The organism is Nonomuraea sp. B12E4 (assembly GCF_039871825.1).
Taxonomy (GTDB): domain Bacteria; phylum Actinomycetota; class Actinomycetes; order Streptosporangiales; family Streptosporangiaceae; genus Nonomuraea.
In genome coordinates this window covers 1-26,233 of record NZ_JBDPME010000011.1, presented here as the reverse complement: position 1 = coordinate 26,233, position 26,233 = coordinate 1, and the positions used below count along the sequence as shown (strand labels likewise).

Annotated in this window: 14 protein-coding genes; 5 read left to right on the top strand and 9 right to left on the bottom strand. The window is 73.6% G+C overall.

The window, feature by feature from the left end:
- Positions 1–30 precede the first annotated feature (30 nt).
- Genes ABGB18_RS24550 through ABGB18_RS24540 form a run of 3 tightly spaced genes read left to right on the top strand, consistent with a single transcriptional unit; the run spans position 31 to position 14,920 of the window.
- Entirely contained in the window at positions 31–7,791 is a 7,761-nt protein-coding gene (locus ABGB18_RS24550) for an amino acid adenylation domain-containing protein (protein ID WP_347697924.1), read from the top strand.
- Positions 7,788–12,404, top strand: coding sequence for an amino acid adenylation domain-containing protein (locus ABGB18_RS24545; protein WP_347697923.1), 4,617 nt, complete (start codon positions 7,788–7,790; stop codon positions 12,402–12,404). The genes ABGB18_RS24550 and ABGB18_RS24545 overlap by 4 nt, the downstream gene beginning before the upstream one ends.
- On the top strand, positions 12,395–14,920 hold the full coding sequence (locus ABGB18_RS24540) for an amino acid adenylation domain-containing protein (protein WP_347697922.1): 2,526 nt from the start codon (positions 12,395–12,397) through the stop codon (positions 14,918–14,920). Before ABGB18_RS24545 ends, ABGB18_RS24540 begins: the two co-directional genes overlap by 10 nt.
- Before the next feature lie 140 nt (positions 14,921–15,060).
- Here ABGB18_RS24540 and ABGB18_RS24535 read toward each other — a convergent pair whose 3' ends face one another.
- From ABGB18_RS24535 to ABGB18_RS24495, 9 genes are all read right to left on the bottom strand, one after another.
- Positions 15,061–16,707 (bottom strand): NAD(P)/FAD-dependent oxidoreductase, encoded by a 1,647-nt coding sequence (locus ABGB18_RS24535; protein WP_347697921.1) that lies wholly within the window; start codon positions 16,705–16,707, stop codon positions 15,061–15,063.
- A gap of 14 nt (positions 16,708–16,721) precedes the next feature.
- Positions 16,722–17,453, bottom strand: coding sequence for a 3-oxoacyl-ACP reductase FabG (gene fabG, locus ABGB18_RS24530; RefSeq protein WP_347697920.1), 732 nt, complete (start codon positions 17,451–17,453; stop codon positions 16,722–16,724).
- On the bottom strand, positions 17,450–18,550 hold the full coding sequence (locus ABGB18_RS24525) for a beta-ketoacyl synthase N-terminal-like domain-containing protein (RefSeq protein ID WP_347697919.1): 1,101 nt from the start codon (positions 18,548–18,550) through the stop codon (positions 17,450–17,452). The genes fabG and ABGB18_RS24525 overlap by 4 nt, the downstream gene beginning before the upstream one ends.
- Positions 18,547–19,785, bottom strand: a complete 1,239-nt coding sequence (locus tag ABGB18_RS24520; RefSeq protein WP_347697918.1) for a beta-ketoacyl-[acyl-carrier-protein] synthase family protein — start codon at positions 19,783–19,785, stop codon at positions 18,547–18,549. The genes ABGB18_RS24525 and ABGB18_RS24520 overlap by 4 nt, the downstream gene beginning before the upstream one ends.
- Positions 19,786–19,791: 6 nt before the next feature.
- On the bottom strand, positions 19,792–20,043 hold the full coding sequence (locus tag ABGB18_RS24515) for an acyl carrier protein (protein WP_347697917.1): 252 nt from the start codon (positions 20,041–20,043) through the stop codon (positions 19,792–19,794).
- 226 nt (positions 20,044–20,269) lie between these two features.
- A complete protein-coding gene (locus tag ABGB18_RS24510) occupies positions 20,270–21,481 on the bottom strand; it encodes an ABC transporter permease (protein ID WP_347697916.1) in 1,212 nt (403 codons plus the stop codon).
- A gap of 40 nt (positions 21,482–21,521) precedes the next feature.
- Complete coding sequence (locus tag ABGB18_RS24505; RefSeq protein WP_347697915.1) at positions 21,522–22,235, bottom strand: ABC transporter ATP-binding protein; 714 nt, start codon at positions 22,233–22,235, stop codon at positions 21,522–21,524.
- The gene (locus ABGB18_RS24500; protein ID WP_347697914.1) at positions 22,232–23,290 is read right to left on the bottom strand and encodes a peptidoglycan-binding protein; all 1,059 of its coding nucleotides are present in this window, start codon (positions 23,288–23,290) and stop codon (positions 22,232–22,234) included. Before ABGB18_RS24500 ends, ABGB18_RS24505 begins: the two co-directional genes overlap by 4 nt.
- Complete coding sequence (locus ABGB18_RS24495; protein WP_347697913.1) at positions 23,287–23,820, bottom strand: hypothetical protein; 534 nt, start codon at positions 23,818–23,820, stop codon at positions 23,287–23,289. The genes ABGB18_RS24500 and ABGB18_RS24495 overlap by 4 nt, the downstream gene beginning before the upstream one ends.
- Positions 23,821–23,961: 141 nt before the next feature.
- On the opposite strand from ABGB18_RS24495, the gene ABGB18_RS24490 reads away from it, so the two are divergent.
- A complete protein-coding gene (locus ABGB18_RS24490; protein WP_347697912.1) occupies positions 23,962–24,612 on the top strand; it encodes a response regulator transcription factor in 651 nt (216 codons plus the stop codon).
- On the top strand, positions 24,609–25,802 hold the full coding sequence (locus ABGB18_RS24485) for an ATP-binding protein (protein ID WP_347697911.1): 1,194 nt from the start codon (positions 24,609–24,611) through the stop codon (positions 25,800–25,802). The genes ABGB18_RS24490 and ABGB18_RS24485 overlap by 4 nt, the downstream gene beginning before the upstream one ends.
- Positions 25,803–26,233 lie beyond the last annotated feature (431 nt).

Genomic DNA, 26,233 nt, shown 5'->3' with positions numbered 1-26,233 from the left:
TGTCGACGCACCGGCTAGGAGCATTCCGCCATGACCGCTGGTTTGCCGCTTTCCGCCGCCCAGACCGAGATCTGGTACGACGAGCAGTTCGGAGCCGAGGGCCTTGCCTACAACATGGCCGACTGGCTCGACCTTCGGGGCCCGCTCGACCAGACGCTGCTGAGGACGGCGCTGCGGCGGGTCGTGATCGAGGCCGAGTGCCTGCGAGCCAGGTTCTTCGAGGAGGACGGCCGGCCCGTGCAGGTGATCGAGCGCCTCGTGGCCCTCCCGTTCCGGACCGAGGACTTCACGCGGGAGGCCGACCCCGAGGGCACGGCCCTGGCCTGGATGCGCGCCGACCTGGAGCAGCCCATCCGGCTGAGCGACGGCTCGCTGGTGCGCATGGCGCTGCTGAAGGTGGGCCACGAGCGGTTCCTCCTCTACATGTGCATGCACCACATCCTGGGTGACGGCTTCAGCCGGAGCGTGCTCTATCCGCGGCTGGCCCAGATCTATACCGCGTTGCACCAGGGCACCTCGGTGGAGGAGGGCGAGCTGCCGTCGCTGCGGCTGCTGCTCGAAGCCGAGTCCGCCTATCGGGGGTCGCCCCGCTTCGCGCGGGACGAGGCGTACTGGACCGGGCGCTTCCCCGAGGCTCCCGAGCCCACGAGCCTGTCGCGGCGCGGGCCGGCGCCGGGGCGCGGTTTCCTGCGCCGGACGGCCTCGCTGCCCGCGCCGGTGGTGGGCCGGCTGCGTGACCTCGCCACCGAGGCGGGCGTGAGCTGGGCCGCCGTCGCGGTCGCCGCCACCGCCTGCTACACCCACGGCGTCACCGGGACCGAGGACGTGCTGCTCACCCTGCCGGTGACCGGCAGGATCGGCGAGCTCAGCCGGAGCATCCCCGGGATGGTGGCCAACTACCTGCCGCTCGCCGTCCGGATCGGACCGCGGACCACCGTCCGCGAGCTGCTGGCGGGGACGGGGAACGAGCTGCTGCGCACGCTCCGGCACCAGAACTACCGAGGTGAGTGGATCAGGCGGCACATGGGGCTGCGCGCCGACGACCGGCGGCCGTTCGGGCCGTTCGTCAACGTGCTCATGCACGAGCCGGTGCTGCGGCTGGGGCCGTGCACCGCGACGCTGGTCAACCTGTCGACCGGCATCGTCAACGACCTCATCCTCACCGTCATGGGGACCGCCGGCGGCGGCGTGGAGCTGCACCTCAACGGCAACCCCGAGCTGTACGGCGAGGCCGAGCTGCTCGCGCACGCGAACCGGCTCGCCGCGCTGCTGCGGGAGCTGGCCGGTGCCGGTCTCGACGTGCCGCTGGCCAGGATCGGGCTGGTGACCGCCGAGGAACGGCGGCATCTGCTGGAGCAGGGCACCGGCGGGCACGCCCCGCTGCCGGCGCGTGACGTGGCCGAGCTGATCTCGCGGCGGGCCAGGGCCATGCCGGACGCGCCGGCCGTGCGTGACGAGGTGGAGGAGCTGACCTACGCGGAGCTGAACGCCCGCGCCGACCGGCTGGCCGCCGGCCTCGCCCACGCCGCCGGCGTCGGGCCGGAGACCGTCGTGGCCCTGGCGCTGCCGCGCTCCGCCCGCATGGTGGTGGCCGTGCTCGCCGTGCTGAAGGCGGGCGCCGCCTACCTGCCCCTGGACCCGGACGACCCGCCTGAGCGCGTCGCCTACCTGCTCGGCAACGCCGGCGCCGGGCTCGTCCTGGCCGGCCGAGACACCGCTCCCGCCGGCGTGCCCGTCCCGGTGCTGAGCCTCGACGACGAGCTTCCGGCGGGTCCGCCGCCGGCGCCCGTGCTGACCGGGGCGAGCCTCGCGTACGTGATCTACACCTCGGGCTCGACCGGCCTGCCGAAGGGCGCCATGGTGCACCGGCACGGCCTGCTCAACCACCTGCTGGCCAAGCTGGAGGACCTGGAGCTCACCGCCGGGGACTCCGTGGTGTGCAACGCGCCCTTCGTCTTCGACGTGTCGGTGTGGCAGATGCTGGCTCCGCTGCTGGTCGGCGGCACGGTGCGGATGGTGGGCCAGGACGTCGCCGCCGACCCGCGCGAGCTGTTCGACAGGGTCGTCCGCGAGCGCGTCACGGTGCTGGAGGTCGTGCCGTCGCTGCTGCGCGCCGCGCTGGACGGGTGGGACCTGGCGGGTGACGTCCCGTCCCTGCGTGACCTGCGTACTCTCGTGGTGACCGGGGAGGCGCTGCCTCGCGACCTGTGCGCGCGGTGGCTGGACCGGTTCCCCCGGATCCCGATGGTCAACGCCTATGGGCCCACCGAGTGCTCCGACGACGTGACGCACGCCGCCATCGCGCGCGACCCGGGCGCCGGACGGGTGCCCATCGGCCGTCCGCTGCGCAACACCCGCCTGTACGTGCTCGACCGCCGGCTCGCCCCGGTGCCCTCGGGCGTGGAGGGCGAGCTGTACGTGGGCGGCGCCGGTGTGGGACGTGGTTATGTCGCCGACCGGGGCCGTACCTCCGTGACGTTCGTGGCCGATCCGTTCGGGGCGGCCGGCAGCAGGATGTACAGGACCGGCGACCGGGTGGTCTGGCGGGCGGACGGCCAGCTGGAGTTCGTGGAGCGGGTGGACGCCCAGGTGAAGATCCGCGGCAGGCGGGTGGAGCCGGGCGAGGTCGAGGCCGTGCTGCGCGAGATCCCGGGGGTGGCCGACGCCGCCGTGGTGGCGCGTACGGACGGCACGGGCACCGCCCGGCTGGTGGCGTACGTGGTGGGCGCACGGAGCGACCTCGGCGAGGTGCGTGACGCCCTCGCCCGCCGCCTGCCCGAGCACATGGTCCCCTCGGCCTTCGTCTCCATGGACGCGCTGCCGCTGACCACGAACGGCAAGGTGGACCGCAAGGCACTCCCCGCGGCCGAGCACGGCGGCGGACCCGGCCGCGAACAGCACGGCGGCGGACCCGGCCGCGAACAGCACCGTGGCGGACCCGGCCACAACCAGCACGCTGGCGGGCAGGGTGGCGGTGGACTCGGTGACGGGCCGCGTGATGAGCGGGAGCGTGCGGTCCTGGAGGCGTTCGCCGAGGTGCTCGGGGTGGACGCGCTCGGGGTGGCCGACGACTTCTTCGAGCTCGGCGGCGACAGCATCAGCGCGATCCAGGTGGTCAGCAGGGTGCGCCGGGCCGGTTGGGCGGTCACGCCGCGCGACGTGTTCGCGCGCAAGACGGTGGCCGCGCTCGCCGCCGTCGCCGCCCCCACGCCGGCTCCGGCCCCGGCGCCGGGGACGGGGACGGGGACGGGGACGGGGACGGGGACGGTGGCGGGCGCCGACGGTGTCGGGCCGATGGAGCCGACCCCCATCGGGCACCGGCTGCGCGAGGACGGCGGCGGGCTCGACGGCCCGGCGCGCTCCTTCGGTCAGTACGTCGTGGTGGACGTCCCGCCGACCCTCGACCTGGTCACGCTCACCTCCGCCGTCCAGGCCCTGCTCGACCACCACGACGCGCTGCGCCTGCGGGTCGGCCCGGGCTGGGAGCTGGAGGTCCGCCCGCCGGGAACCGTACCGGCCGCGAAGATCGTGCACGCGGGCGGCGCCGACCTGACCGTCGAGATCGAGGTGGCGCGCAGGAGGCTCGACCCGGCCGCAGGCGTGATGGCGCAGGTGGTGCTGGCCGGGCCCGGACGCCTGCTGCTGATGGGGCACCACCTCGCCGTGGACGGCGTGTCGTGGCGGATCCTGCTGCCCGACCTGGCGGCCGCGTGCGCCGCCGTCGCCGAGGACCGGCCGGTGGAGCTGGACCCGGTGGGCACCTCATACCGTGGCTGGTCCGAGCTCCTGTCCGCGCACGCCCGGGACAGGATGGCCGAGCTCCCGCTGTGGCGGGAGATCACGGAGGCGGCGGAACCGCCGCTCGGGCGGCGCCCGCTCGACCCCGCCAGGGACGTGTACGCCACCGCCAGGACACTCCGCGCCGAGCTGCCGCCCGACGTCACCGCGGCCCTGCTGACCGAGGTGCCCGCCGCCTACCACGCCGAGATCAACGATGTGCTGCTGACCGGCCTGGCCCGCGCGGTGGCGGGCTGGCGGCGGCGCAGGGGCGTGCCGGGGGGCGGCGTGCTGGTCGAGGTGGAGGGCCACGGCCGCGAACAGATCGCCGGCGACGTGGACCTGTCGAGGACCGCGGGCTGGTTCACCAGCGTGTTCCCGGTCCATCTCGATCCGGGCGAGCAGGGTCCCGCGCCGGCGCTGAAGGCGGTCAAGGAGCGGCTGCGCGCGCTGCCCGACCGGGGCCTCGGCTTCGGCGTGCTGCGTTACCTGGTGCCCGGGTCCGGGCTGGCCGGCGCGCCGCAGATCGGCTTCAACTACATGGGCAGGTTCGCCGCGGGGCGGACCCGGGAGTGGTCCCTGGCGGCGGGCGACGGTGTGGTGGGCACGGTCGTCGACCCCGCCATGCCGCTGCCGCACGTGGTGGAGGTCACCCCGGTCACCGAGGACCGCGAGGACGGCCCCCACCTGGTCGCCACCTGGGTGTGGGCGGGCGAGCTGCTCGACGAGCGGGACGTCGCCGAGCTGGCGGAGTCCTGGTTCGCCGAGTTGCGCGCGCTGTCGGCCGCGGACGGGGCCGGGCACACGCCGTCCGACCTGCCGCTGGTCAGGGCCGGCCAGGGTGAGATCGAGGAGCTGGAGGCCCAGCCGGGTGGCCTGAGCGATCTGTGGCCGCTGACGCCGCTGCAGGAGGGCCTGCTCTTCCACGCCGAGCTGGCCGGCGACGGGCCCGACGTCTACACCGTCCAGCTCGCCGCCGACCTTGAGGGCGAGGTGGAGGCGGGGGCGCTGCGCGCCGCCGTACGCGCGCTGCTCGATCGCCACCCCAACCTGCGGGCCCGCTTCGTCCGGCGGGACTCCGGTGAGGCGCTGCAGATCGTCCCCGCCACCTGCGAGGTGCCCTGGCGCGCCGTGGACCTGGCCGGGCTGCCCGAGCGGCGGCGCGAGCGGGAGCTGGCCGGGCTCGCCGAGGAGGACAGGCTCGCCAGGTTCGACCCGGGCTCGGCGCCGCTGATGCGCTTCACCCTGGTCAGGACGGGTGAGGAGCGGCACCGGCTGCTGTGGACCACCCACCATCTGGTGCTCGACGGCTGGTCGATGCCGGTGCTCGGGCGCGAGTTGCTCGCGCTGCTCGACGGCGAACGGCTGCCTGACGCGGCTCCGTACCGGGACTACCTGACCTGGCTGGCCGGGCAGGACGCCATGTCCGCCAGGCACGCGTGGGCGCGGGCGCTCGACGGGCTGGACGAGCCGACGCTGGTCGCGCCGCAGGACAGCGCGCGGGTTCCGGTGCCGCCGCGGGTGCTGCACGTCGCGGTGCCGGCCGAGCTCACCGCCCGGGCGGCGGCGTGGGCGCGCGAGCGCGGGCTGACGCTCAACACGGTCGTGCAGGGCTGCTGGGCGGTGCTGCTCGGCCGGCTGACCGGGCGGCGTGACGTGGTGTTCGGCGGCACGTCGGCGGGCCGGCCGCCCGAGGTGCCGGGGGTGGAGTCGATGGCGGGGCTGTTCGTCAACACGCTTCCCGTACGCGTGCGGCTCGATCCGGCCCGTACGCCCGCCGAGGTGTTCTCGCGGTTGCAGGACGAGCAGGCGGAGCTGGCGCCGTACCAGACGCTGGGCCTGGCGGAGGCGCGGCGGCTGGCCGGCGCGGGCGAGCTGTTCGACACCGGCTACGTCTTCCAGAACTTCCCGCTCGACTCCGCGCCCGGCCGGCGGCCCGGCGCCCGCGTACGGGTGCGCGGAACGCACGTGCACAGCGCGGCCCACTACCCGCTCAGCCTGGTCGTCACCCCGGGCGAGCAACTGGACCTGCAGCTCCAGTACGCCCCCGATCTGTTCACCGGCGAGGAGGCCGGGCGGATCGGCGCCCGGCTCACCCGCGTGCTCGACACCGTGACCGGGGGCACCGCCGAGCCGCTCGGCCGGCTCGACGTGCTGGCGCCCGAGGAGCGCCGCCGCCTCCTCGGCTGGAGCGGCGAGACCGTGCCCGTGCCCGCCGAGCACGTGCCCGCCCTGTTCGAGGCGCGCGTACGCAGGGACCCGGCCGCGCCCGCCGTCATCGAGGAGAGCGGGCAGGTCAGCGCCGCGGAGCTGAACGCCAGGGCGAACAAGCTGGCCCGCGAGCTGATCGACAGGGGCGCGGGACCGGAACGCGTCGTGGCGTTCGCGCTGCCCAGCGGGGCGCAGGCCGTCGCCACGATTCTCGCGGTGCTCAAGTCGGGCGCCGCCTTCCTGCCGATCGACCCGGACTACCCCGCCGACCGGATCGCGTTCATGCTCGGCGACGCCGAGCCGGTCTGCGTGATCACGACGCGGGCGGTCGCGCCGGCGTTGCCGGGGCGGACTCCCCTGCTGGTCCTCGACGATCCGCGCACGGCCGCGCTGGTCGCCGCGCAGCCCGCCACCGACCTCACCGACGCCGACCGGCCGGCACCGCTGCACCCCGAGCACGCCGCCTACGTCATCTACACCTCGGGCTCGACCGGCAGGCCCAAGGGCGTGGTGGTCAGGCACGCCGGAGTCGCGGCCCTGTTCACCGACCACGCGCCCCGGCTCGGCCTCGGCCCGGGGACCCGGACGCTGCAGTTCTCCTCGCTGAGCTTCGACGCCTCGGTGTGGGAGATGCTGCCGACCCTGCTCGCGGGGGGTGCCGTGGCCGTGCCCGCCGACCGGATGGACACCGGCTTCATGGCGCGGCACGGTGTGACGCTGTGCGTGCTGCCGCCGTCGGTGGTGGCGGCGCTGCCCGGCGACGCCGCGCTGCCGCCGGACCTGACGCTGGCCGTCGCGGGCGAGGCGTGCCCGCCCGACGTGGCCGGGCGCTGGTCGCGCGGCCGCACCATGATCAACGCGTACGGTCCCACGGAGGCGACGGTCTGCGTGTCCGCGAGCGATCCGCTCGACGGCACGGACGCCAAGCCGCCCATCGGGCGCCCGCTGGCCAACACCCGGCTGTACGTGCTCGACGCGAACCTGCGGCTGGTGCCGCCCGGCGTCCCGGGCGAGCTGTACATCGCGGGCGCGGGCCTGGCCAGGTGCTACCGGGGCCGGCCGGGGCTGACCGCGGAGCGGTTCATCGCCGACCCGTACGGCCCACCGGGGTCGCGCGTGTACCGGACGGGCGACCTGGTGTGCTGGCGGGAGGACGGCCAACTGGACTACCTCGGCCGTACCGACCACCAGGTGAAGATCCGCGGCCACCGCGTCGAGCCGGGCGAGATCGAGGCGGTGATCGCCACGTACGAGGCGATCGAGCACAACGTCGTGGTCGCCCGCGACGGCCGGCTCGTGGCCTACGTCCTGGCGCGCGGCGACCTCGACATCGAGGCGCTGCGCGAGCACCTGGCACGTTCGCTGCCGTCCGTCATGGTGCCGTCGGCGTTCGTCGAGCTGGACGCGATGCCGATGACGTCCAACATGAAGATCGACAGAGCGGCGCTGCCGTCGCCCGACTTCGCGGCGCTGGCCGGCCGCGGCGAGCCGGCCACGGATGAGGAGAAGCTCATCTGCGAGGTGTTCGCCGAGGTCCTCGGGCTGCCGCAGGTGGGCACGCTCGACGACTTCTTCCTGCTCGGCGGCGACAGCATCAGCTCGGTGCGCGTCGTGGCGCGCGCCAGGGACGCGGGCCTGCCGATCCAGCCACGTGACGTGTTCGTCCGCCGAACACCGCAGGCCCTGGCCGCCGCCCTGGGCGCGGGAGCGGCGCCGGAGAGACCACCGGCCGCCGCCTATCCCGACCCGTTGGTCGCCCTGTCCGAAGACGAGATCGAGGAACTCGAACGGAGCACGTCATGAAGGCCGTCAGCGACGTCCTGCCGCTCTCTCCGCTGCAGGAGGGGCTGCTTTTCCACGCGACCTTCGACAACCAGGGCGTGGACGTCTACACCGTCCAGGTCCTGGCCGACCTGGAGGGCCCGCTGGACGCGGCGGCGCTGCGGCTCGCGGTCGGCACGCTGCTGGAGCGGCATCCCAACCTGCGTGCCTGCTTCCGCTACCGCAAGTCGGGCGAGCCGATCCAGGTCATCCCCGCGGCCGCCGCGGCGCCGTGGGCGGAGGACGACCTGACCCGCCTGGCCGGGCCCGACCGGGCGGCGCGGGTGGAGCGGCTGTGCGAGCAGGACAGGACCGCGCGCTTCGACCCGGCACGGCCGCCCCTGCTGCGCGCCCGGCTGATCAGGACGGGCGGTGAGCGGTACAGGTTCGTGCTGACCTGCCACCACCTGCTGATCGACGGCTGGTCGCTGCCGCTGGTCGTGCGTGACCTGCTCGCGCTCTACCGGGGGGACGGCACGGCGTTGCCACCGGCCGTGCCCTACCGGACCTTCCTCGGCTGGCTGGGCGCGCAGGACAAGGAGGCGGCGCGCGCCGCGTGGCGGGAGGAGCTGGCGGGCCTGGCGGAGCCGACGCGGATCGCGGCGGCCGACGTGGCGCGCGTGCCGGTCATGCCCGACGCGCTGCCCGTCACCCTCGACGAGCGGCTGACGGCCGAGCTGACCGCGTGGGCACGCGCCCGGGGGCTGACGCTGAGCACGGTGGTCCAGGGGTGCTGGGCCGTGCTGCTCGGGCTGCTGACCGGGCGGCGTGACGTGGTCTTCGGCGCGACCGTGTCGGGGCGGCCGCCGGACCTGCCCGGCGTCGAGTCGATGGTCGGGCTGTTCATCAACACCCTGCCCGTACGCGTCCGGCTCGACCCCGCGCGCTCGCTGGCCGAGACCTTCACCGCCATGCGCGAGCGGCAGATCGCGCTCATGCCGCACGAGCACCTCAGCCTGACCGAAGTGGCCGACCTGGCGGGCCTCGGCGAGCTGTTCGACACCGGCCTGATCTTCCAGAACCTGCCCGGCGAGTCCCGCCCCGCGGAGCTCGCCGGCGGGCTGCGCGTGCTGGACGTGGAGGCGCGCTCGGCCAACCACTTCCCGCTCAGCTTGACGGTGACGCCCGGCCGGCGGCTGCACCTGCGCTTCGACCACGCGCCCGACCTGGTCGAGCGCGCGCAGGCCGAACAGATCGCCGACCGGTTCCTGCGGCTGCTGCGGGCGGTTCCCGCGCAGGAGCGCCCGCTGCGCGAGATCGACCTGCTGGATCCCGCCGAGCGCGACCAGGTGCTGACCGCCTGGAACGACACCGCGGCCGCCGTGCCGTCCGCGTCCGTGACCGCGCGCTTCGAGGCGCAGGCCGCGCGGACCCCGAACGCGGTGGCGCTGGAGGCGGGCCGGGACACGCTCACCTACGCCGAGCTCAACGCCCGGGCCAACCGGCTCGCCCGCGCGCTGGTCGCCGGCGGCGCCGGTCCCGAGCGGATCGTGGCCATCGCGCTGCCCAGGACGGCGGACCTGGTGGTCGCCGCGCTCGCCGTGCTCAAGACCGGCGCCGCCTACCTGCCCATCGACCCCGGCTACCCGGCGGACCGGATCCGCCACATGCTCGACGACGCCGATCCCGTCCTGGTCGTCACCGACGAGAGCACCACGGACATGCCGGGCCGGATCCAGCACCCCTCCGACGGCCTGGCGGGCATCGCCGCGGGCGACCTGGAGCCCGGCGAGCTGCTCGGCGCCGCCTCATCCGGCAACACCGCCTACGTGATCTACACCTCGGGCTCGACGGGCCGGCCCAAGGGCGTCGTGGTCACGCGCGCGGGCCTGGACAACCTGCTGGCCGACATGGGCACGCGGTTCTCCGTCGGTCCCGAGGACCGGCTGCTCGCGGTGACCACGTTCGGCTTCGACATCGCCAACCTGGAGCTCTTCGTCCCGCTGCTGGCCGGCGCCCGGCTCGTGCTCGCCGGCTGGGAGACGATCCGCGACCCCGACGCGCTCGCGGAGGCGGCCTCGCGTGCCACCGTCATGCAGGCCACGCCGACGCTGTGGCAGGAGCTGGTCGCCACGCATCCGGAGAGCCTGCGGGGGCTGCGCGTGCTGGTCGGCGGCGAGGCGATCAGCCGGCCGCTCGCCTCGGCGCTGACGGCGGCGGCGCGGCGGGTCACCAACGTGTACGGCCCGACCGAGACCACCATCTGGTCCACCGCGGCCGACCTGAACGGCGAGACCGGCGCGCCCCCCATCGGCGGGCCCATCGCCAACACCCAGGTCTACGTCCTGGACGCGAGCCTGTGCCCGGTGCCGCCCGGCGTGGTCGGCGAGCTGTACATCGGCGGCACGGGACTGGCCCGCGCCTACCTGAACCGGCCGGGCCTGACCTCCACCCGGTTCGTCGCCAACCCCCACGGCGCGCCCGGATCGCGGTTGTACCGCACGGGCGACCTGGTCAGGTGGCGGCCGGACGGCAGCCTCGACTACATCGGCAGGACCGACCACCAGGTGAAGATCCGCGGCCACCGGATCGAGCTCGGCGAGATCGAGTCCGTCATCGCCACGCACCCGGCGGTACGCCAGACCGTCGTCGTGCCGTGGCAGGACCGGCTGGTCGCCTACGTCGTGATCGACGGCCGGGCGGACGACCTGGCCGGGCACGTGGCCGGGGAGCTGCCCGACCACATGGTGCCGGCCGGCTTCGTCGAGCTCGACGCGCTGCCGCTGACCTCCAACGGCAAGGTGGACCGGCTGCGGCTGCCCGCGCCGGACCTGCCCGCGCCCGGCACGGGCCGGGCGCCGGGCACGGCGCGCGAGGAGAGGTTGTGCGGCATCGTGGCCGAGGTGCTCGGGCTGCCCACGGTCGGCGTCGACGACGACTTCTTCCGGCTCGGCGGGCACTCGTTGCTGGCCGGGCGGGTGGTGAGCAGGGTCAGGTCCGTGTTCGGGCTCGATCTGCCGATCCGCGTGCTGTTCGAGTCGCCGACCGTGGCGGGGATGGCGGCCCACCTGGACGGCGCCGAGCGGTCGCGTACGCCGCTGCGTGCCGGGCTCGCCCAGGGCGAGGTGCCGCTGTCGCACGCGCAGGCCAGGCTGTGGTTCCTCAACCGCCTGGAGTCCACGCAGACGGCGACGTACAACATCCCGCTGATCGTGCGGCTGTCGGGTGAGCTGGACGTGGCCGCGTTGCGGGCGGCGGTGGACGACCTGGTGGCGCGGCACGAGACGCTGCGCACGATCTTCCCGGACACCGACGGCCGGCCCCGCCAGCACGTGCTCGGAACCGGGGCGCGCCTGCGCGTCATGCACGCCCGGCGCGAGGACCTGGACGAGCGGCTGGCCGCGTCCGTACGGCGCGGCTTCGACCTGGCCGCCGAGCCGCCCTTCCGCACCGAGCTGTTCACCACGGGCCCCGGCGAGCACACGCTCTCGCTCATCCTGCACCACATCGCCGGCGACGAGTGGTCCATGGCGACGCTGGCCACCGACCTGATCACGGCCTACCAGGCGCGGGCGCAGGGCGGGGCTCCCGGCTGGGATCCGCTGCCGGTCCGCTACGCCGACTACACGGTGTGGCACCGCGAGCTGCTCGGCGACGAGGACGACCCGCGCAGCCTGCTCTCCCGGCAGCTCACCTGGTGGCGGCAGGCCCTGCGCGGGCTCCCCGACGAGCTGGAGCTGCCCGCCGACCGGCGCAGGCCGGCCGTGGCCTCCTACCGCGGCGGCACGGTCACCTTCACGCTCGGGCCCGAGGTGCGGGCCCGCATCGCCGAGGTCGCCCAGGAGAGCGGCTGCACCACGTTCATGGTGCTGCAGGCCGGCATCGCCGCGCTGCTGTCCAGGCTCGGCGCGGGCACCGACATCCCGCTCGGCACGCCGGTGGCCGGCCGCGCCGACGAGGCGCTGCACCCGCTGGTCGGCTTCTTCGTCAACACGCTCGTGCTGCGCACGGACCTGTCGGGCGATCCCACGTTCCGTGAGCTGCTGGCGCGGGTGCGGGAGGCCGACCTGGCCGCCTTCGCCGCGCAGGAGGTGCCGTTCGAGCGGATCGTGGAGGCGCTCAACCCGCCCAGGTCGCTGGCCAGGCACCCGCTGTTCCAGGTGATGCTGAGCCACCACACCGTGCAGGAGCGCGACCTGGCCTTCCCGGGGCTGCGCACGCGGGTGGAGTGGGGCGACACCGCGACGGCCAAGTTCGACCTGTCATTCGAGGTCACCGAGTCCGCGCGGGACATCGAGGTGCTGATCGAGTACAGCAGGGACCTGTTCGATGAGGGCACGGTCGAGCAGCTCGGCCGGCGGCTGGTCCGCCTGTTCGAGGGCGCCGTCGCCGATCCCGGGCTGCCGGTCGGCGCCGTGGACGTGCTGGAGCCGGAGGAGCGGCGCCGCCTGCTGGTCGACTGGCGCGGCACGGACCGGCCCATCCCCGCCGCCGGCCTCGCCGACCTGGTGGAGCGGGCGCGCCATGCCCACGACCGCACCGCGTTGTCATCCGGCGAGACCGAGATGTCCTACGGCGAGCTGAACGCCAGGGCCAACCGCCTGGCACACGAGCTGATCGCCCGGGCGCCGGGCCGGACGCGCTGGTGGCGCTGAAGCTGCCGCGCTCGCTGGAAGCCGTCATCGCCGTGCTCGCCGTGCTCAAGACCGGCGCCGCCTACCTGCCGATCGACCCCGGCCACCCCGGCGACCGGGTGACCGCGATGCTCGACGACGCCGCGCCGGTCTGCGTGGTCACGCCGGAGCTGGCCGGGAGCAGCCTGCTGCACCGGCCGGCGACCGACCCGGCCCGGGCCCGGCTGACCGGCGACCAGCTCGCCTACGTCATCTACACCTCCGGCTCGACGGGCCGGCCCAAGGGCGCCGCCGTCCACGTCAGAGGCATGGTCAACCACCTGCTCGCCAAGGTCGAGGAGCTCGGCATCACCGACGACGACCGCGTGGTGTTCAACGCGCCGTTCACCTTCGACGTGTCCGTCTGGCAGATGCTGGCGGCGCTGCTGGCCGGGGGCAGCGTGCTGGTCGCCGACCAGCGGCTGGCCGCCGACCCCGAGGCGCTGTTCGCCTCCGTACGGACCGCGGGCGTCACCGTGCTGGAGGTCGTGCCCTCGCTGCTGCGCGCCGCGCTGGACGCCTGGGAGGTCGGCGGCCGGCAACCGTCGCTGTCGGGGCTGCGCATGCTGGTGGTGACCGGGGAGGCGCTGTCGGTGGACCTGTGCGCGCGGTGGGCGGCCCGCTATCCGGACATCCCGCTGGTCAACGCGTACGGGCCGACGGAGTGCTCCGATGACGTGACGCACGCGTTCATCTCCTCCTGCGACCGGGGCAGGGCGCCGATCGGTTACGCGGTGCGCAACACCCGGCTCTACGTGCTGGACGACCGCCTGCGGCTGCTGCCCGACGGCACTCCGGGCGAGCTGTACGTCGCCGGTCCCGGCGTCGGCCGCGGCTACCTGCGTGACCCGCGCAAGAGCGCGATCTCCTTCATGGCCGATCCGTACGGCGAGCCCGGCACGCGGATGTACCGCACGGGCGACCGGGTGATCAGACGGGCCGACGGGCAACTGGAGTTCATCGAGCGGGTGGACGGCCAGATCAAGATCCGTGGCAACCGGATCGAGCTCGGCGAGGTCGAGGCCGCCCTGCGCACGCCGGCGGGCGTCACCGACGCGGTGGCGGCGGTGCACACGGATGCGCGCGGGCACAAGCAACTGGTCGGCTACCTCGTGGGGGGGTACGACGGCGAGCGCGTGCGCGCCGAGCTGGCGAACCTGCTGCCCGAGGCCATGGTGCCGACTGCCTACGTGCGGCTGGACGCGCTGCCGCTGACCCCCAACGGCAAGGTGGACCGGCGCGGGCTGCCCGCGCCCGAGCTCACGGTGTCGGCGGCGAGCCGGCCACCGCGTACGCACGCCGAGCGGGTGCTGTGCTCGGTGCTCGGGGACGTGCTCGGGGTGACCGGGGTCGGCCTCGACGACGGCTTCTTCGAGCTGGGCGGTGACAGCATCCGCTCGATCCAGCTCGTCAGCCGCGCCCGCGCGGCCGGTCTGGTGATCGCGCCGGCCGACGTGTTCACGCACAGGACGGTCGAGGCGCTCGCCGCCGCCGCGAAGGTCATCGGCCCGATCCCGGTCGAGGTCGTCGCGCGTCCGGCCGGGCGGCCGGCCGTGCCGGTGACCGCCACCGACCGGCTGGTCGTGCCCGCGCCTACCGGCGGGCACGCGCCTTCCGCCCACCGGACGGTCGTGCCCGCGCCGTCGATGGACGAGCCGGTGTCCTCCGTGGGGGAGACCATCGCCTTTCCCATGGTGACGGCCGCCGCCACCGGGGGCGACGGGCCGTTCGCCGCCGTGCTGCCGATCAGGACGGCCGGTGACCGGCCGCCGCTGTTCTGCGTGCACAGCGGGCTCGGGTTCTGCCTGCCGTACCTCGGGCTGGCCGAGCACGTGCCGGCCGACCGGCCCATCTACGGCCTGCAGGCCCGCGGCCTGGCCGTGCCGGAGCCGCTGCCCGCGAGCGTCGAGGAGGCGGCCGAGGACTACCTGGCGCACATCAGGACCATCCAGCCGTCCGGGCCCTACCACCTGCTGGGCTGGTCCTACGGCGGTCTGGTCGCGCACGAGATCGCGGCCCGGCTGGAGGCGGCGGGCGAGCACGTGGCGTTCCTGGCCAACCTGGACGCCTACGCGGGCGACGACGGCGGCCCGGCGCCCGGCGACGCCGAGCTGCTGGCCAGGATCCTCGCCCACTGCGGATACGTGAACCTCTCCCCCGCCGAGCTCACCGTTACCAGGGCGGCCGAGCTGCTGCGCACGGCCGGGAGCCCGCTGGCCGGGCTGGGCGAGACCGTGCTGGCCAACCTGCTGCCGATCATGCGGAACCACGGCCGCCTGATCTCCCGCTACCGTCCGCCCAGCGTGCGCGCCGGCATGCTGCTGATGGTCGCCACGCGGGGCCTCACGCGGTCACAGGTCGCCGAGCGCCAGGAGATGTGGCGCGCGCACACCGGGGGCGCGCTCCTGGTCCACGAGATCGACTGCGACCACGAGGCGATGCTGGACCAGGGCCCGCTGGACCTGATCGGCCGCTGGATCGCCAGGCACCTCCGCTGACCGCCACCGGCAGGGGCCGCCCCGCGCTCTCGGCGCGGGGCGGCCCTTCGCCGTGCCTCCCCCGTGGAGGGCCGCCCGGAGCGGCCCTCCACGCGGAAAGGGAGGCGGGTCACCCCGCCTCCCTTTTCGTCGTGTTCGGGTCAGCCGATGCGTGCCAGGCCGCGCGCGTCCCGGCGGGCCCGGCCGCGGGAGACCTGGAGGGCGTCCCAGCCGGGCTCCCGATGGGGCAGCCTGGCGGGGTCGGCGAGCGTGACGCCGCCGTGCACCTCACCGAGCAGGCCGGGCCTGCCCAGGATCTGGCCGGCGCAGGCGATGCCGCTCAGCGCCGCGCCCGCGATGCCGCCGCCGTACTTGGTGTTCTGCCCGGCCAGGTAGAGGCCCTCGACGTCGCTGCGCACGTCCGGCCGGGCGGTCAGGGTGCCCCAGCGCTCCAGCCCGTACGGCGACCCGCCGGACGACAGGACGTAGCGCTCGTGCGTGAGCGGGGTGGCGAGCTCGAGATGGGCGATGTCCCGCTGGAACGGCCCGATGAGACGCTCCGCCATGGCGATGAGCTGCTCGGTCAGCCGCCGCTTCGCCATGAGGTAGGCGGCGTTGCGCCGGTAGCGCTCCCCCGCGGTCGTCCCCCAGCCCGCGTACCGCGGCGGGCACAGCGTCATGACCTGGAAGTTGCCGTGGCCGGGAGGGCAGGCGGACGGCACGGGCTCCTTGCCCGAGGCGAAGGAGAGGAACGCGAACGGCACCGTGTCGAACCGGCCGGCGTACAGCTCCTGATAGAGCCGCTCGATGTCCTCCCGCGGCCACGCCCACACGTTGGCGTTGGGCAGCGGGGGCAGCTCGGCGTTGAGCCCGACGTACAGGACCGCCATCGGCAGCCGCATCGTCGCCGCGCGGGCGCGCTCGACGGCCCGTTCGGGGAAGGCGTCGCACAGTTCGAGCACCGTGCGCAGGTAGTCGGCGTTGGAGACGACCAGCGGGGCGGAGATGAGCCGCCCGTCGTCGAGCAGCACGCCGCGGGCCCGGCCGCCGGAGGTCGGGACGCGCGCCACGCGGCAGCGCGTGCGCAGCTCCCCTCCGTGCGCCTCCAGCGCCTCCACCAGGGCGGCGACCAGCGCCTGGCCGCCGCCCTGCGGGTAGTAGGCGCCGCGCATGTAGTGGTCCAGCATCGCGGCGTGGGTGGCCACGCTCGTGCGGGAGGGCGCCGAGCCGTAGTTGCCCGACTGCGCGGCCACCAGCGTCCGCGCGCGGTCCGACAGACCGCAGTGGTCGAAGAGCTGGGTGAGCGTCCTGCGGCTCCAGCGCACGTCGTCCGCCCGGCGCCTGATCAGCTCGGCCGGGCTGAGGGGGTCGAGCAGATTCCGCCGTACGAGGTCCGCGACCGACTCGGCGATGCCGGTGAACGCGGCGATGCCCGCCGCTTCGCCGGGCAGCGCGGCCGCCAGCCGCTCCCGGTAGCGCGCCCAGCCCTTCGGCACGTCGAGCGTGACGCTGGGCAGGACGATCCGGTCGAAACCATCCCGGTCCATCTCCAGGAAACGCACCCGGTCACGCAGCCCGAGGCCGCCCAGGATCGCCGGCAGGATGCCGTCGTCCCCGCAGTCGCCGAGGTAGTGCACGCCGACGTCGAACTCGTAGGCCCGCCGTCTGCGGAAGACGTGCGCGTTGCCGCCGGCCACGTCGTGCTGTTCCAGTACGAGGACGCGCAGGCCCGCGGCGGCGAGATAGCAGGCGCAGACCAGCCCCCCGACACCGGACCCGACGACCACCGTGTCCCATTCGTTGCTCACGGGGCTCACACCCTTCAGATGGCTAAGCCGCCATGGATCTCGAGAACACTGCCCGTGACGTAGGAGGCCTGCGGGGACGCCAGGTAGGAGACCAGGCCGGCCACCTCCTCCGGCGTGCCGAAGCGGCCCAGCGGGATCGCGGCCAGTGCCTTCTTCCTGGCGGGTTCCTTGAGCGCCTGGGTCATGCCGGTCTCGATCAGGCCGGGCGCGACGACGTTGGCCCTGACCCCGTAACGGCCGGCCTCTTTGGCCAGCGCGCGGGTGAAGCCGATGATGCCGGCCTTGCTGGCCGAGTAGTTGGTCTGGGCCGCGTTGCCGTACACGCCGGAGACCGAGGAGAGCGTCACGACGCTGCCGGAGCGGCGCTTCATCATGCCGACGACCACCGACCTGCACACGTGGTAGACGCCGCTGAGGTTGGTGTCGAGCACCCGGTGCCAGCTCTCGTCGGCCATCAACGCCAGCGGGGCGTCCGCGGTGATGCCCGCGGAGGTGACCGCCACGTCGACGGGGCCGAGCTCGCGCTCGACCCCGCCGACCCAGGCACGCACCGACGTGGCGTCGGTGACGTCGACCTTCGTGGCGACCACCCGTCCCCCCGCCTTGGCCGCGATCTCGGCCAGTTCGAGCGCCGACCGCTCGTCGGAGCGGTAGCAGAAGGCCACGTCGAAGCCCTCGCCGGCCAGGCGGAGCACGATGGCCTTGCCGATGCCGCGCGAGCCGCCGCTGACCAGCGCCACGCTCATCGCGCACCGTCCGCGAGCAGCAGGACGAGCGCCGCCGCCACGGCGCCGTCGGGGTCGGCCGCGGTGACCAGCACCGGCCGGTCGTGGGGCGCGGGGTCGCGCTGGGCCAGGGCGAGCGCGGAGGCGAGCTGGAACGGCACCGAGGCCGCGCCGGGGTCCCCCGCCATGGCCGTACGCGGGATCCGCTCCAGTGCCGCGCGGCCGAACATCGTGGTGAGCACCTCGCGCTCGGCGGCACCCGCGGCGCCACCCGGGTTGGACGGGCAGGCCGCCCACAGCGCCGACGGCTCGACGCCGCCGCGTGACAGCACCCGGTTCACGCAGGCGCGCATCGCGCCGGCCGGGTCGCCGTCCGCGCTCACCCGCGTGTCCACCGCGAGCACCGCGGCGAGCGGCGTCCCGCCGACCTGCCCGGCCGGCTCGACCTGGAAGACGGCGCAGCCCTCCGACAGCACGCTGTGCTCCCGGCCGCGGCTGTGGAACTCCAGCCACGAGCGCGCCCTGGAGTATTCCTCCACCGCGCCGCACAGGACCCGGCGGGCGCGGCCGGTCAGCAGCAGGCGCCGCGTGTAGACCAGCGAGAACAGCCCGGCCGCCCGGCCGCCGGCGATCGTCGCGTTGGGTCCCTTGAGCTTGTACCAGATGGCGCAGCGGCCCGCCGCGCAGTTCATCACGGAATTGGGGATCACCGCGGGCTCGACGTGGAACGGTTTGGCCCCGGTCAGCGAGGCGCGGGTGAACGACATCATGCTCTGGGCGCTGCCGGTGGTGGTGCCGAGCACCAGCGCGGTCTCGGGATCGGGCTCGGGGGTTCGCGTGCCGCCGTACTCCTCCAGCAGTTCGCCGACCGTCGTCACGGCCAGCCCGGTGACGCGGTCCATGGCCCTCGTGCCCTTCGCGCCGAGCGTCTCGCGCGCGTCGAAGCCGGGAACCAGGCAGGCGCGCTCGCCCGCCCCGTCCCACTCACCGGCGGGCGTGTCGGTCCTCCGCCCCGACAACATGCCCTCGACGAAGGCGGCCCTGCCGACGCCGAACGGCGAGACCGCCGACCATCCGGTGATGACCGGCGTGCCTGCCTCTACCGCTGTGACGCTCATGTGGTCGCCTCCATCGGGTATCTGGCGAGAACCACCACCGCGTTGTTGCCGCCGAAGGCCAGCCCATTGTTCTGCACCACGCGCAGGCCGGCCTCGACCGAGGTGTTGGGCACGCAGTCGATCTCGCACTCGGGGTCGGTCTCGACATGGTTGATGGTGGGCGGGATGAAGCCGTGCGTGATCGCCAGGGCGCAGGCGCTGGCGGCCAGGGCGCTGGCGGCGCCCATCGTGTGGCCGAGCATCGACTTCAGCGAGATCGTGGGCGGGGCCTGCGATCCGTAGATCTGCCTGACGGCCCGGCTCTCGGTGACGTCGTTGGCCTTGGTGCCGGTGCCGTGCGCGGAGATCAGGTCCACCTCGTACGGCTTGACTCCGGCGTCGTGCAGCGCGAGCTCCATGCACGCGGCCACGCTCTCCTGGTTGGGCGCGACGGGGTGGTAGGCGTCGCAGTTGAGCCCGTAACCGAGCACCTCGGCGTAGATGCGCGCGCCTCTGGCCAGCGCGGACTGCAGGGTCTCCAGGACGAGTACGGCGGCGCCCTCGCCGGTGAGAATGCCCTGCCGGTCCTTGTCGAAGGGGCGGCAGCGGTCGGGGGCGATGGTTCCCAGCCGGTAGAAACCGGTGAAGTTCTTCCTGCACAGCGCGTCGGCGCCGCCGCACAGCGCGATGTCGGCGTCGCCGACCCGGAGGGCGTCGTAGCCGTTGCCGATGGCGTAGTTGCCCGCCGAACAGGCCGTCGCCATCGTCGCCGCCTCGACGTCCGACAGGCCGAGCTCGCGCGCGATGGCGTTGGAGAGCCGCGCGGCGGGCACGCGGCGGGCGATCGCCGGGTCCATGGCGTGCGGGCCGCCCGCCACGTCCATCGCGGTCAGGCGGTCGAGGTCGTGCGACTCGCCGTCCGTCGTGCCGATGGAGATCAGGCACCGGCGGCCACGCAGGTCGTCCTCGGCCAGGCCGGCGTCCTCGACCGCCATCCGTGCCGCGGCGACGGAGAACTGGGACGCCCTGCCGAGCTCGTCGACCGGCACGGTGCGAATCCAGTTCTCCGGCTCGAAACCCTCCACCGCGCACCCGTTGGAGTGGGCGAAACCTGTGGTGTCGAAGGCGGTGATGGGTTTGACGTTGCTGTGCCCCGCGCGCAGGCTCGCCACGAGCTGCTCGGCGCCCGTTCCGATACTCGAGAAGATGCCGAGCCCGGTGAGAACGACTCGCCGGGCCGCCCTGTCGTCGCGCATTCCCCGCTACCAGCCGTCCGATTCGGAAACGACCTGGTAAACGGTGGTGAGGTTGACCATCCGCGCCAGGTCGGACTGGTCGATGAGGATGTCGAACTCCTTCTCTATGGCTGCCACGACGTCAATGAGCCCAAGCGAGTCGGCGTCGTGGTCCTCGATGAAAAGACTGGTGTCGGTCATCGTCCCGGGAGCGACCTCCAGGTGCTCGCAGACGATGTCCTTGATCCTCGCGAAGCGCGTGTCCACGGTCGTGCTCATGGTGCCTCCAATCCCTTGGGTGGAAACTAGCCAGGGCTGATGACGCCCGGCTGACCTCTGGCTGACGCCGCCGCGCGATCATTCGCGGGCCAGGCACAACCCTGGCACCGCCCCGGCTTCGGCGGAATCAGGCCGGCGTCGGAACGGGTGACATCCGGGCCCGTCCGACTGCCGTCGGCTGACCAGGGGCGACATATTGCTGGTACGAGCGTGACGACGGCCCAGGTCAGGTGGCGGCGAGAGCGACCGTGGGAGAGAGCCGGGCGGCTCGCATGGCCGGATAGATACCGGCGATCGTACCGATCAGCAGGGTCGCGGCGACGGCCCCGCCCAGGGCCCACAGCGGCACCACCGGCGGCCAGCCCCGCGACAGCGCGTACGCCGTCGTCGCCGTTGCGCCCAGCACCGCCCCCACCAGCCCGCCGAGCGCCGACAGCAGCAGCGACTCCGCCAGGAACTGCAGGCGCACCTGCCCCCGCGTGGCTCCGAGCGACCGGCGCAGGCCGATCTCCTTCCGGCGTTCCAGCACCGAGATGACCATCGTGTTGGCCACCCCGACCCCGCCCACGAGCAGGGCGACCGCGCCCAGGCCCAGCAGCAGGTTGGTGAAGGCGCCCGCGGCGGCGGCCTTGGCCTCCAGCGCGTCGGAGGGTCTGCTCACCGTGACCTCCTCCGGGTTCTGCGGATTGACCGTACGCGGCAGTACCTCCCGTACCGACTCCACCGCCTCTTCCGGCGACCGTTCGTAGATGGTCGTGGGGAAGCCGTCGAAGCCGAGCAGTTCCTCCGCCGCCGGGAACCCGACCAGGGCAGAACGTTCGATCTCCGGCGCCAGCGGCATCGGCCCGAGGATCCCGACCACCGTGAACCAGCGGCCCCCCATCCACACCTGGACGCCGGTCCTGGCCAGGCCGAGCCGTTCGGCCGCCGTCGAGCCGAGCACGACGGCCGGCTGCCGGGCGGTGGCCGCGTTCAGCCAGGTGCCCTTGACGACCGCGCCCTCCAGCGTGGCCAGCAGTTCGGTGCTGGCGGCCTGGACCGCGATGCCGCCCGTGACGGAGTCGGGGACGTGGTTGTTGCGCCGGATGGTGGCCTCGATGGCGCCCGTGGCGGCGGCCGTGCGTACCGGGCGGATCCGCTGCACCATCGCCAGCGCCCTCGTGGGCAGCTTGGCCTGCTCCCCGAACATCGTCTGGCCGGGGGCGACGGTCAGCAGGTCGGTGCCGAGCCGGTCGAGTTGGCGCAGGAGTTGCTCGCGCGAGGAGGACGAGATCCCGATCACGGCGATCATCGTCGCGATGCCGATGGCGATGCCGAGCGCCGAAAGGATCACCCTGGTGGGTCGGGCCCGCAGCCCGGCCGCGCCCACCCGGAGCACGTCCCCGGGACTGAGCCGGCCGGGAGACAGTCGCTCCCCGGCACGTCGACCGCGGGTCATCGGAGCGCTCCCGTCGAGAGTCCGGGGTGGGGGTGGCCGTTCAATGCCGGGCTCCCTTCAAGAGCTCCACAGGGCTCAGGTGGTCGTCGTCGTGCCCGTCGGCGATCAGCCCGTCCCGCAGGCGCACCTGCCGGGCACACCACCCGGCGATCTCGGCGTCGTGGGTGATGACGGCGACGGTGGTGCCCGATTCATACAGGTCCGCCAGCACGGCCAGTACGTCGGCCCCGGCGTGCGAGTCCAGGTTGCCCGTCGGCTCGTCGGCCAGCAGCAGCGGCGGGTCCCCCGCCACCGCCCTGGCCACCGCCACCCGCTGCTGCTCCCCGCCTGACAGTTCGGACGGCTTGTGCCGCATCCGGTGCCCGAGCCCGACCCGTTCCAGCGCGGCGGCGGCCCGCTCACGGCGGGCGCGGCGGCCGGTGCCGGTGTACAGCAGCCCGTCGGCCACGTTGTCCAGCGCGCTGACCCCGGGCGCCAGGTGGAACTGCTGAAAGACGAACCCCAGAGCGCGCGAGCGCAACGCGGACAGCTCCCGGTCGGACAGCGTCGCCACGTCGTGCCCGGCGACACGCACGGTGCCGGTGGTCGGGCGGTCGAGCGTGCCGATCATGTGCAGCATGGTCGACTTGCCGGACCCGGACGGCCCGACGATGGCCAGCAGGTCACCGTGGCCGATCGTCAGGTCCACGCCGCGCAGGGCCTGCACGTCCCCTGGATAGGTCTTGGTCACCCCGCGTAGCTCCACGATGGTCACTGGACCGGCACCCCGACCTTCGTGTCCTCGGCCAGCCCATCGCCCTTGATCTCGACGAGCCCGCCCGCGAACGCTCCCGTCTCCACCGGCACGATCCGGCTCGCCGAGCCCTCCACCACCTCGACCCCGAACCCGCCCTCGCGTAGCGCCAGCAGCGCCTCCACGGGGACCGCCAGCACGTCCGCGTGCCGGGCGCCGGCCATCTCGACCTCGACCGGCGCCTGATCCAGGTTCGTCTTGGGCGCCTTGGCCAGCGTGATGTCCACGTCGATCGTGGTGCCGGAGTCCTGCTGTTGCCCCGACGACTCGGCGACCGTGCCCACCGAGGTGATCCGGCCGGTGGCTCGCTCGCCACCGGGCAGCGTCACAGTGACCTTGGCGCCCGTGCGGGCCAGCGACTGGTCGCCGGTGTCGAGGTCCACGTGCACCAGGCGGCGGATGCCGCTCACCGTGAGCGCCTGCTGCCCCGGTGCGGTCCTGGCGCCGATCTTGGCCTGGGCCCGCGTCACGCGTGCGGCGGCGGGCAGGAAGGCCACCTGGGCGGCGTCCACTTCCCCGGTCTCCTCGAGCTTCTGGTCGTCCTGCCAGTCCTTGACCGCTTGGGCGGTGGCATAGCTGAAATGGTCGTCCACGGTCAGGTGGTCGCCGTGGCCGAGCGCCTTGAGGTTGCGCTCCAACTGCTCCACGTCCGGCCCGTCCGGCACTCCGAGCCGCAGCGTCCGGTACAGCGGCAGCTTCCCGTACATCAGCACCAGCGGCCGGCGGTCCACCCTGAGCAGCGGGCGGCCGCGGCGGATCACCGCGCCCTGGGCGGCGACCCACGTGACGGTGCCCGCGGCGCCCGAGACGAGCTGCCGCTCCCCCGCGTACGTGAGCGAACCGTCCACCGTCTTCGTCTCCACCAGGTCCTGCCGTGTGACGTCCGCGGTGGCGGGCACCGGGGGCTTGGCGGGTGTGGCGGGGCCGGTGCCGCCGTCGTTCATGACGGCCACCGCCGTCCACGTGACGGTGACCGCCAGGACGGTGCCGCCACCCAGCAGCAGGCCCTTCCTCACGGCTTTCCCCCGGTGGTCGTCTTGCCACCGCCGGGCGCGTACTGCTCGCACGCCTTGTGCGCGGCCTCGATCTTCGCCTCCGAGCCGTTCCTGACCTCGAAGCGCATCCCCTCGCCCGGCTTGGGGTCGGGCATGTCGACGCCGTGCTGCCGCATGCATCGGGCGAACTTCACCATCTGGTCGAAGTCCTGCCCGCTGGGCGTGTGGTCGCGTACGACGGAGGCCAGAATGGGCTCGCACGCCTTGTTGGCCTTGTCGAGCTTGTCGCGGCCCACTCCCCTGGGCACCTCCACCCGTAGCTGTCCGTTCTGCGGGTCGGGCACGTCGATGCCGTGCTCGCGCATGCACTGCGCGAACCTCAACTGCGCCTCCCGCGGGTCCAGCGAGGCCGACGGGGAGGCGGCCGACCGGGCGGACGAGGTGCCGCCCGCGCTGACCACGCCATCGTCCGTGCCCCCCGTGCCCTGCCAGCCGCACGCTGCCAGCGCCAGCGTGAGGGGGACGGCGACCGGCAACAGCCGTAGGTTCATGGCTTTCGCTCCTTGACGCCCGGGTCGTTCGCCCGTGGCGCGCCCTACTCCAGCCCATGGGGTGCTAAAACCGGATAAGCCCTTACTCGCCCCTAACACGGGATCCGGCACGCTCGTGGCCGGAGGGAAAGGGGGCCGATCATGCGCGTGCTCGTGGTCGAGGACGAGGAAGGGCTGGCGGACGCGGTCGCGCGCGGGCTCAGGCTCAACGCGATGGCCGTGGACGTGGCCTACGACGGGCAGGACGCCCTGGAGTTGGCCGGGTACGTCGACTACGACGTGGTGGTGCTCGACCGTGACCTGCCGGAGGTGCACGGCGACGAGGTGTGCCGGTGGTTGCGCGAGCGCGGCGGCGGCCGGGTGCTCATGCTGACCGCGGCGGGCCAGATCCGCGACAAGATCGACGGGCTGTCGCTGGGGGCGGACGACTACCTGGTCAAGCCGTTCGCGTTCGCCGAGCTGGTGGCCCGGGTCAGGGCGCTGGCCCGCCGTTCCCCCCGCTCCTCGACGCCGCTGCTCGAACGGGCCGGGATCACGCTCGACCCGGACCGCCGCACGGTCACCAGGGACGGGCGGCCGGTGCCGCTGAACCGCAAGGAGTTCGACCTGCTGCGCGAGCTGCTCGGCGCCGGCGGCGCGCTGGTCACCTCCGCCGAGTTGCGCAGGAGCGTGTGGGACGAGCACGCCGACGCCGGTACGGGCGCGCTGCGGGTCACGATCACGTCGCTGCGCAAGAAACTCGGCGAGCCGCCGGCGATCCAGAACGTGCCGGGCAAGGGGTACCGGCTGTGACCGCACGGCTGGGTGCCGCCCGCCTCTGGTGGAACAGCCGGCGATTGCGGCTGCGGCTCACGCTGCTGTACGGCGGCCTGTTCTTCGTGGCGGGCTCGATCCTGCTCTGGCTCACCTACCTGATCACCGCGCGGGCGATGAACCAGCAGTTCGTCGTCGGCTCCAGGATCAGCGGAAGCGAGGTGGTGGCGCCGGAGACGGAGAGCATGCCGCCGAAGATCCCCGGGACCGCTGTGTTCCAGGCCGAGGTCGAGCACCGCGCGGGCAGCGTGCTCAGCGAGATGGTTCGCTTCTCCATGGTCGTGATGATCCTGGTCGGGATCATCGCGCTGCTGCTCGGCTACGTGGTGGCCGACCGGGCGCTACGGCCGCTGGACCGGGTCACCGAGACGGCGCAGCGCCTGTCGGAGAGCACCCTGCACGAGCGCATCGGCCTGCTCGGACCGCCCGACGAGGTGGGGCGCCTGGCCGACACCTTCGACGCGATGCTGGACCGGCTCCACCGGGTGTTCGACACACAGCGGCGCTTCATCGCCAACGCCTCCCACGAGCTGCGCACCCCACTGGCCGTCAACCGCACGGTGCTGGAGGTGTCGCTGGAGGAGCCGGCGGCCTCGGAGGACCTCAAGGCGCTGGCCAGGGCGCTGCTCGGCACCAACGCCCGCTACGAACGGCTCATCGAGGGCCTGCTGCTGCTGGCCCAGTCGGAGCAGGAGCTGACCGTGCGCAGAACGGTGGACCTGGAGCAGATCGTGCGCACCGTGCTGGATCAGCTCGACCTCCAGACGCGCAAGCGGCCCGTAACGCTGCACCAGGACCTGCGCCCGGTGCTCGTCCAGGGGGACCCGCTGTTCCTGGAGCGGTGTGTGTTCAACCTGCTGGAGAACGCCGTCAAGCACAACGTGCGCGACGGGCAGGTCTGGATCGGCCTTTGCCGGGAGCGGGGGGACGCGATGGTCACGGTGCGCAACACCGGGCCCGTCGTGCCGCCGTACGAGGTGGACGACCTGTTCGAACCGTTCCGCCGGGCCCACGGGGACCGGGTGCGCTCGTACCAGGGAGCGGGGCTGGGGTTGTCGATCGTGCGGGCCATCGTGGGCGCGCATGGTGGCCAGGTCGGCGCGGTCGCGCCGGCCGAGGGCGGGTTGCGCGTCACGGTCCGGCTCCCGGCCCCCGACCTCGAGATATAACGCGCCAATTCAACTGGCTCTGATGCATCAGCATTCCGGAGTCAATCCGACAACCCATGGATTGGCTCGATCGCAAGCGCCCGGTCACATCCAAGAATGGGAACACGCATCAGATCGTCCAGTTCAGGCCGGCCTATCTGGACGCGCTCCGGTGCGGATGCCAAAGATGGATGGGTAACCGCATTCGCCGCGTGCGAAATGCGAATCGGGAGAGGAGAAGGCCATGTTCGCCGGACCCACAATCGCTCTTCGCCCTCCTCGCCGCCGCTACCGCTACCGCTATCACTACCATTACCACTACCACTGAAGTTTTCTCAGCAGGCAAACCGGGTGATAGCGATCGGATGACCATGGATGTGGAGGTGTCGTCGATCGCCTGACAAGAGCATGGAGCCCTCGATAGAAGCGGATGTGCGACCATCCGTGCTCAC

Bases quoted from the DNA above. Each gene is read 5' to 3' on its own strand.
- ABGB18_RS24550 (WP_347697924.1), top strand. From the start codon at position 31: ATGACCGCTGGTTTGCCGCTTTCCGCCGCCCAGACCGAGATCTGGTAC.
- ABGB18_RS24545 (WP_347697923.1), top strand. From the start codon at position 7,788: ATGAAGGCCGTCAGCGACGTCCTGCCGCTCTCTCCGCTGCAGGAGGGG.
- fabG (WP_347697920.1), bottom strand. From the start codon at position 17,453: ATGAGCGTGGCGCTGGTCAGCGGCGGCTCGCGCGGCATCGGCAAGGCC.
- ABGB18_RS24525 (WP_347697919.1), bottom strand. From the start codon at position 18,550: ATGAGCGTCACAGCGGTAGAGGCAGGCACGCCGGTCATCACCGGATGG.
- ABGB18_RS24520 (WP_347697918.1), bottom strand. From the start codon at position 19,785: ATGCGCGACGACAGGGCGGCCCGGCGAGTCGTTCTCACCGGGCTCGGC.
- ABGB18_RS24515 (WP_347697917.1), bottom strand. From the start codon at position 20,043: ATGAGCACGACCGTGGACACGCGCTTCGCGAGGATCAAGGACATCGTC.
- ABGB18_RS24510 (WP_347697916.1), bottom strand. From the start codon at position 21,481: ATGACCCGCGGTCGACGTGCCGGGGAGCGACTGTCTCCCGGCCGGCTC.
- ABGB18_RS24495 (WP_347697913.1), bottom strand. From the start codon at position 23,820: ATGAACCTACGGCTGTTGCCGGTCGCCGTCCCCCTCACGCTGGCGCTG.
- ABGB18_RS24490 (WP_347697912.1), top strand. From the start codon at position 23,962: ATGCGCGTGCTCGTGGTCGAGGACGAGGAAGGGCTGGCGGACGCGGTC.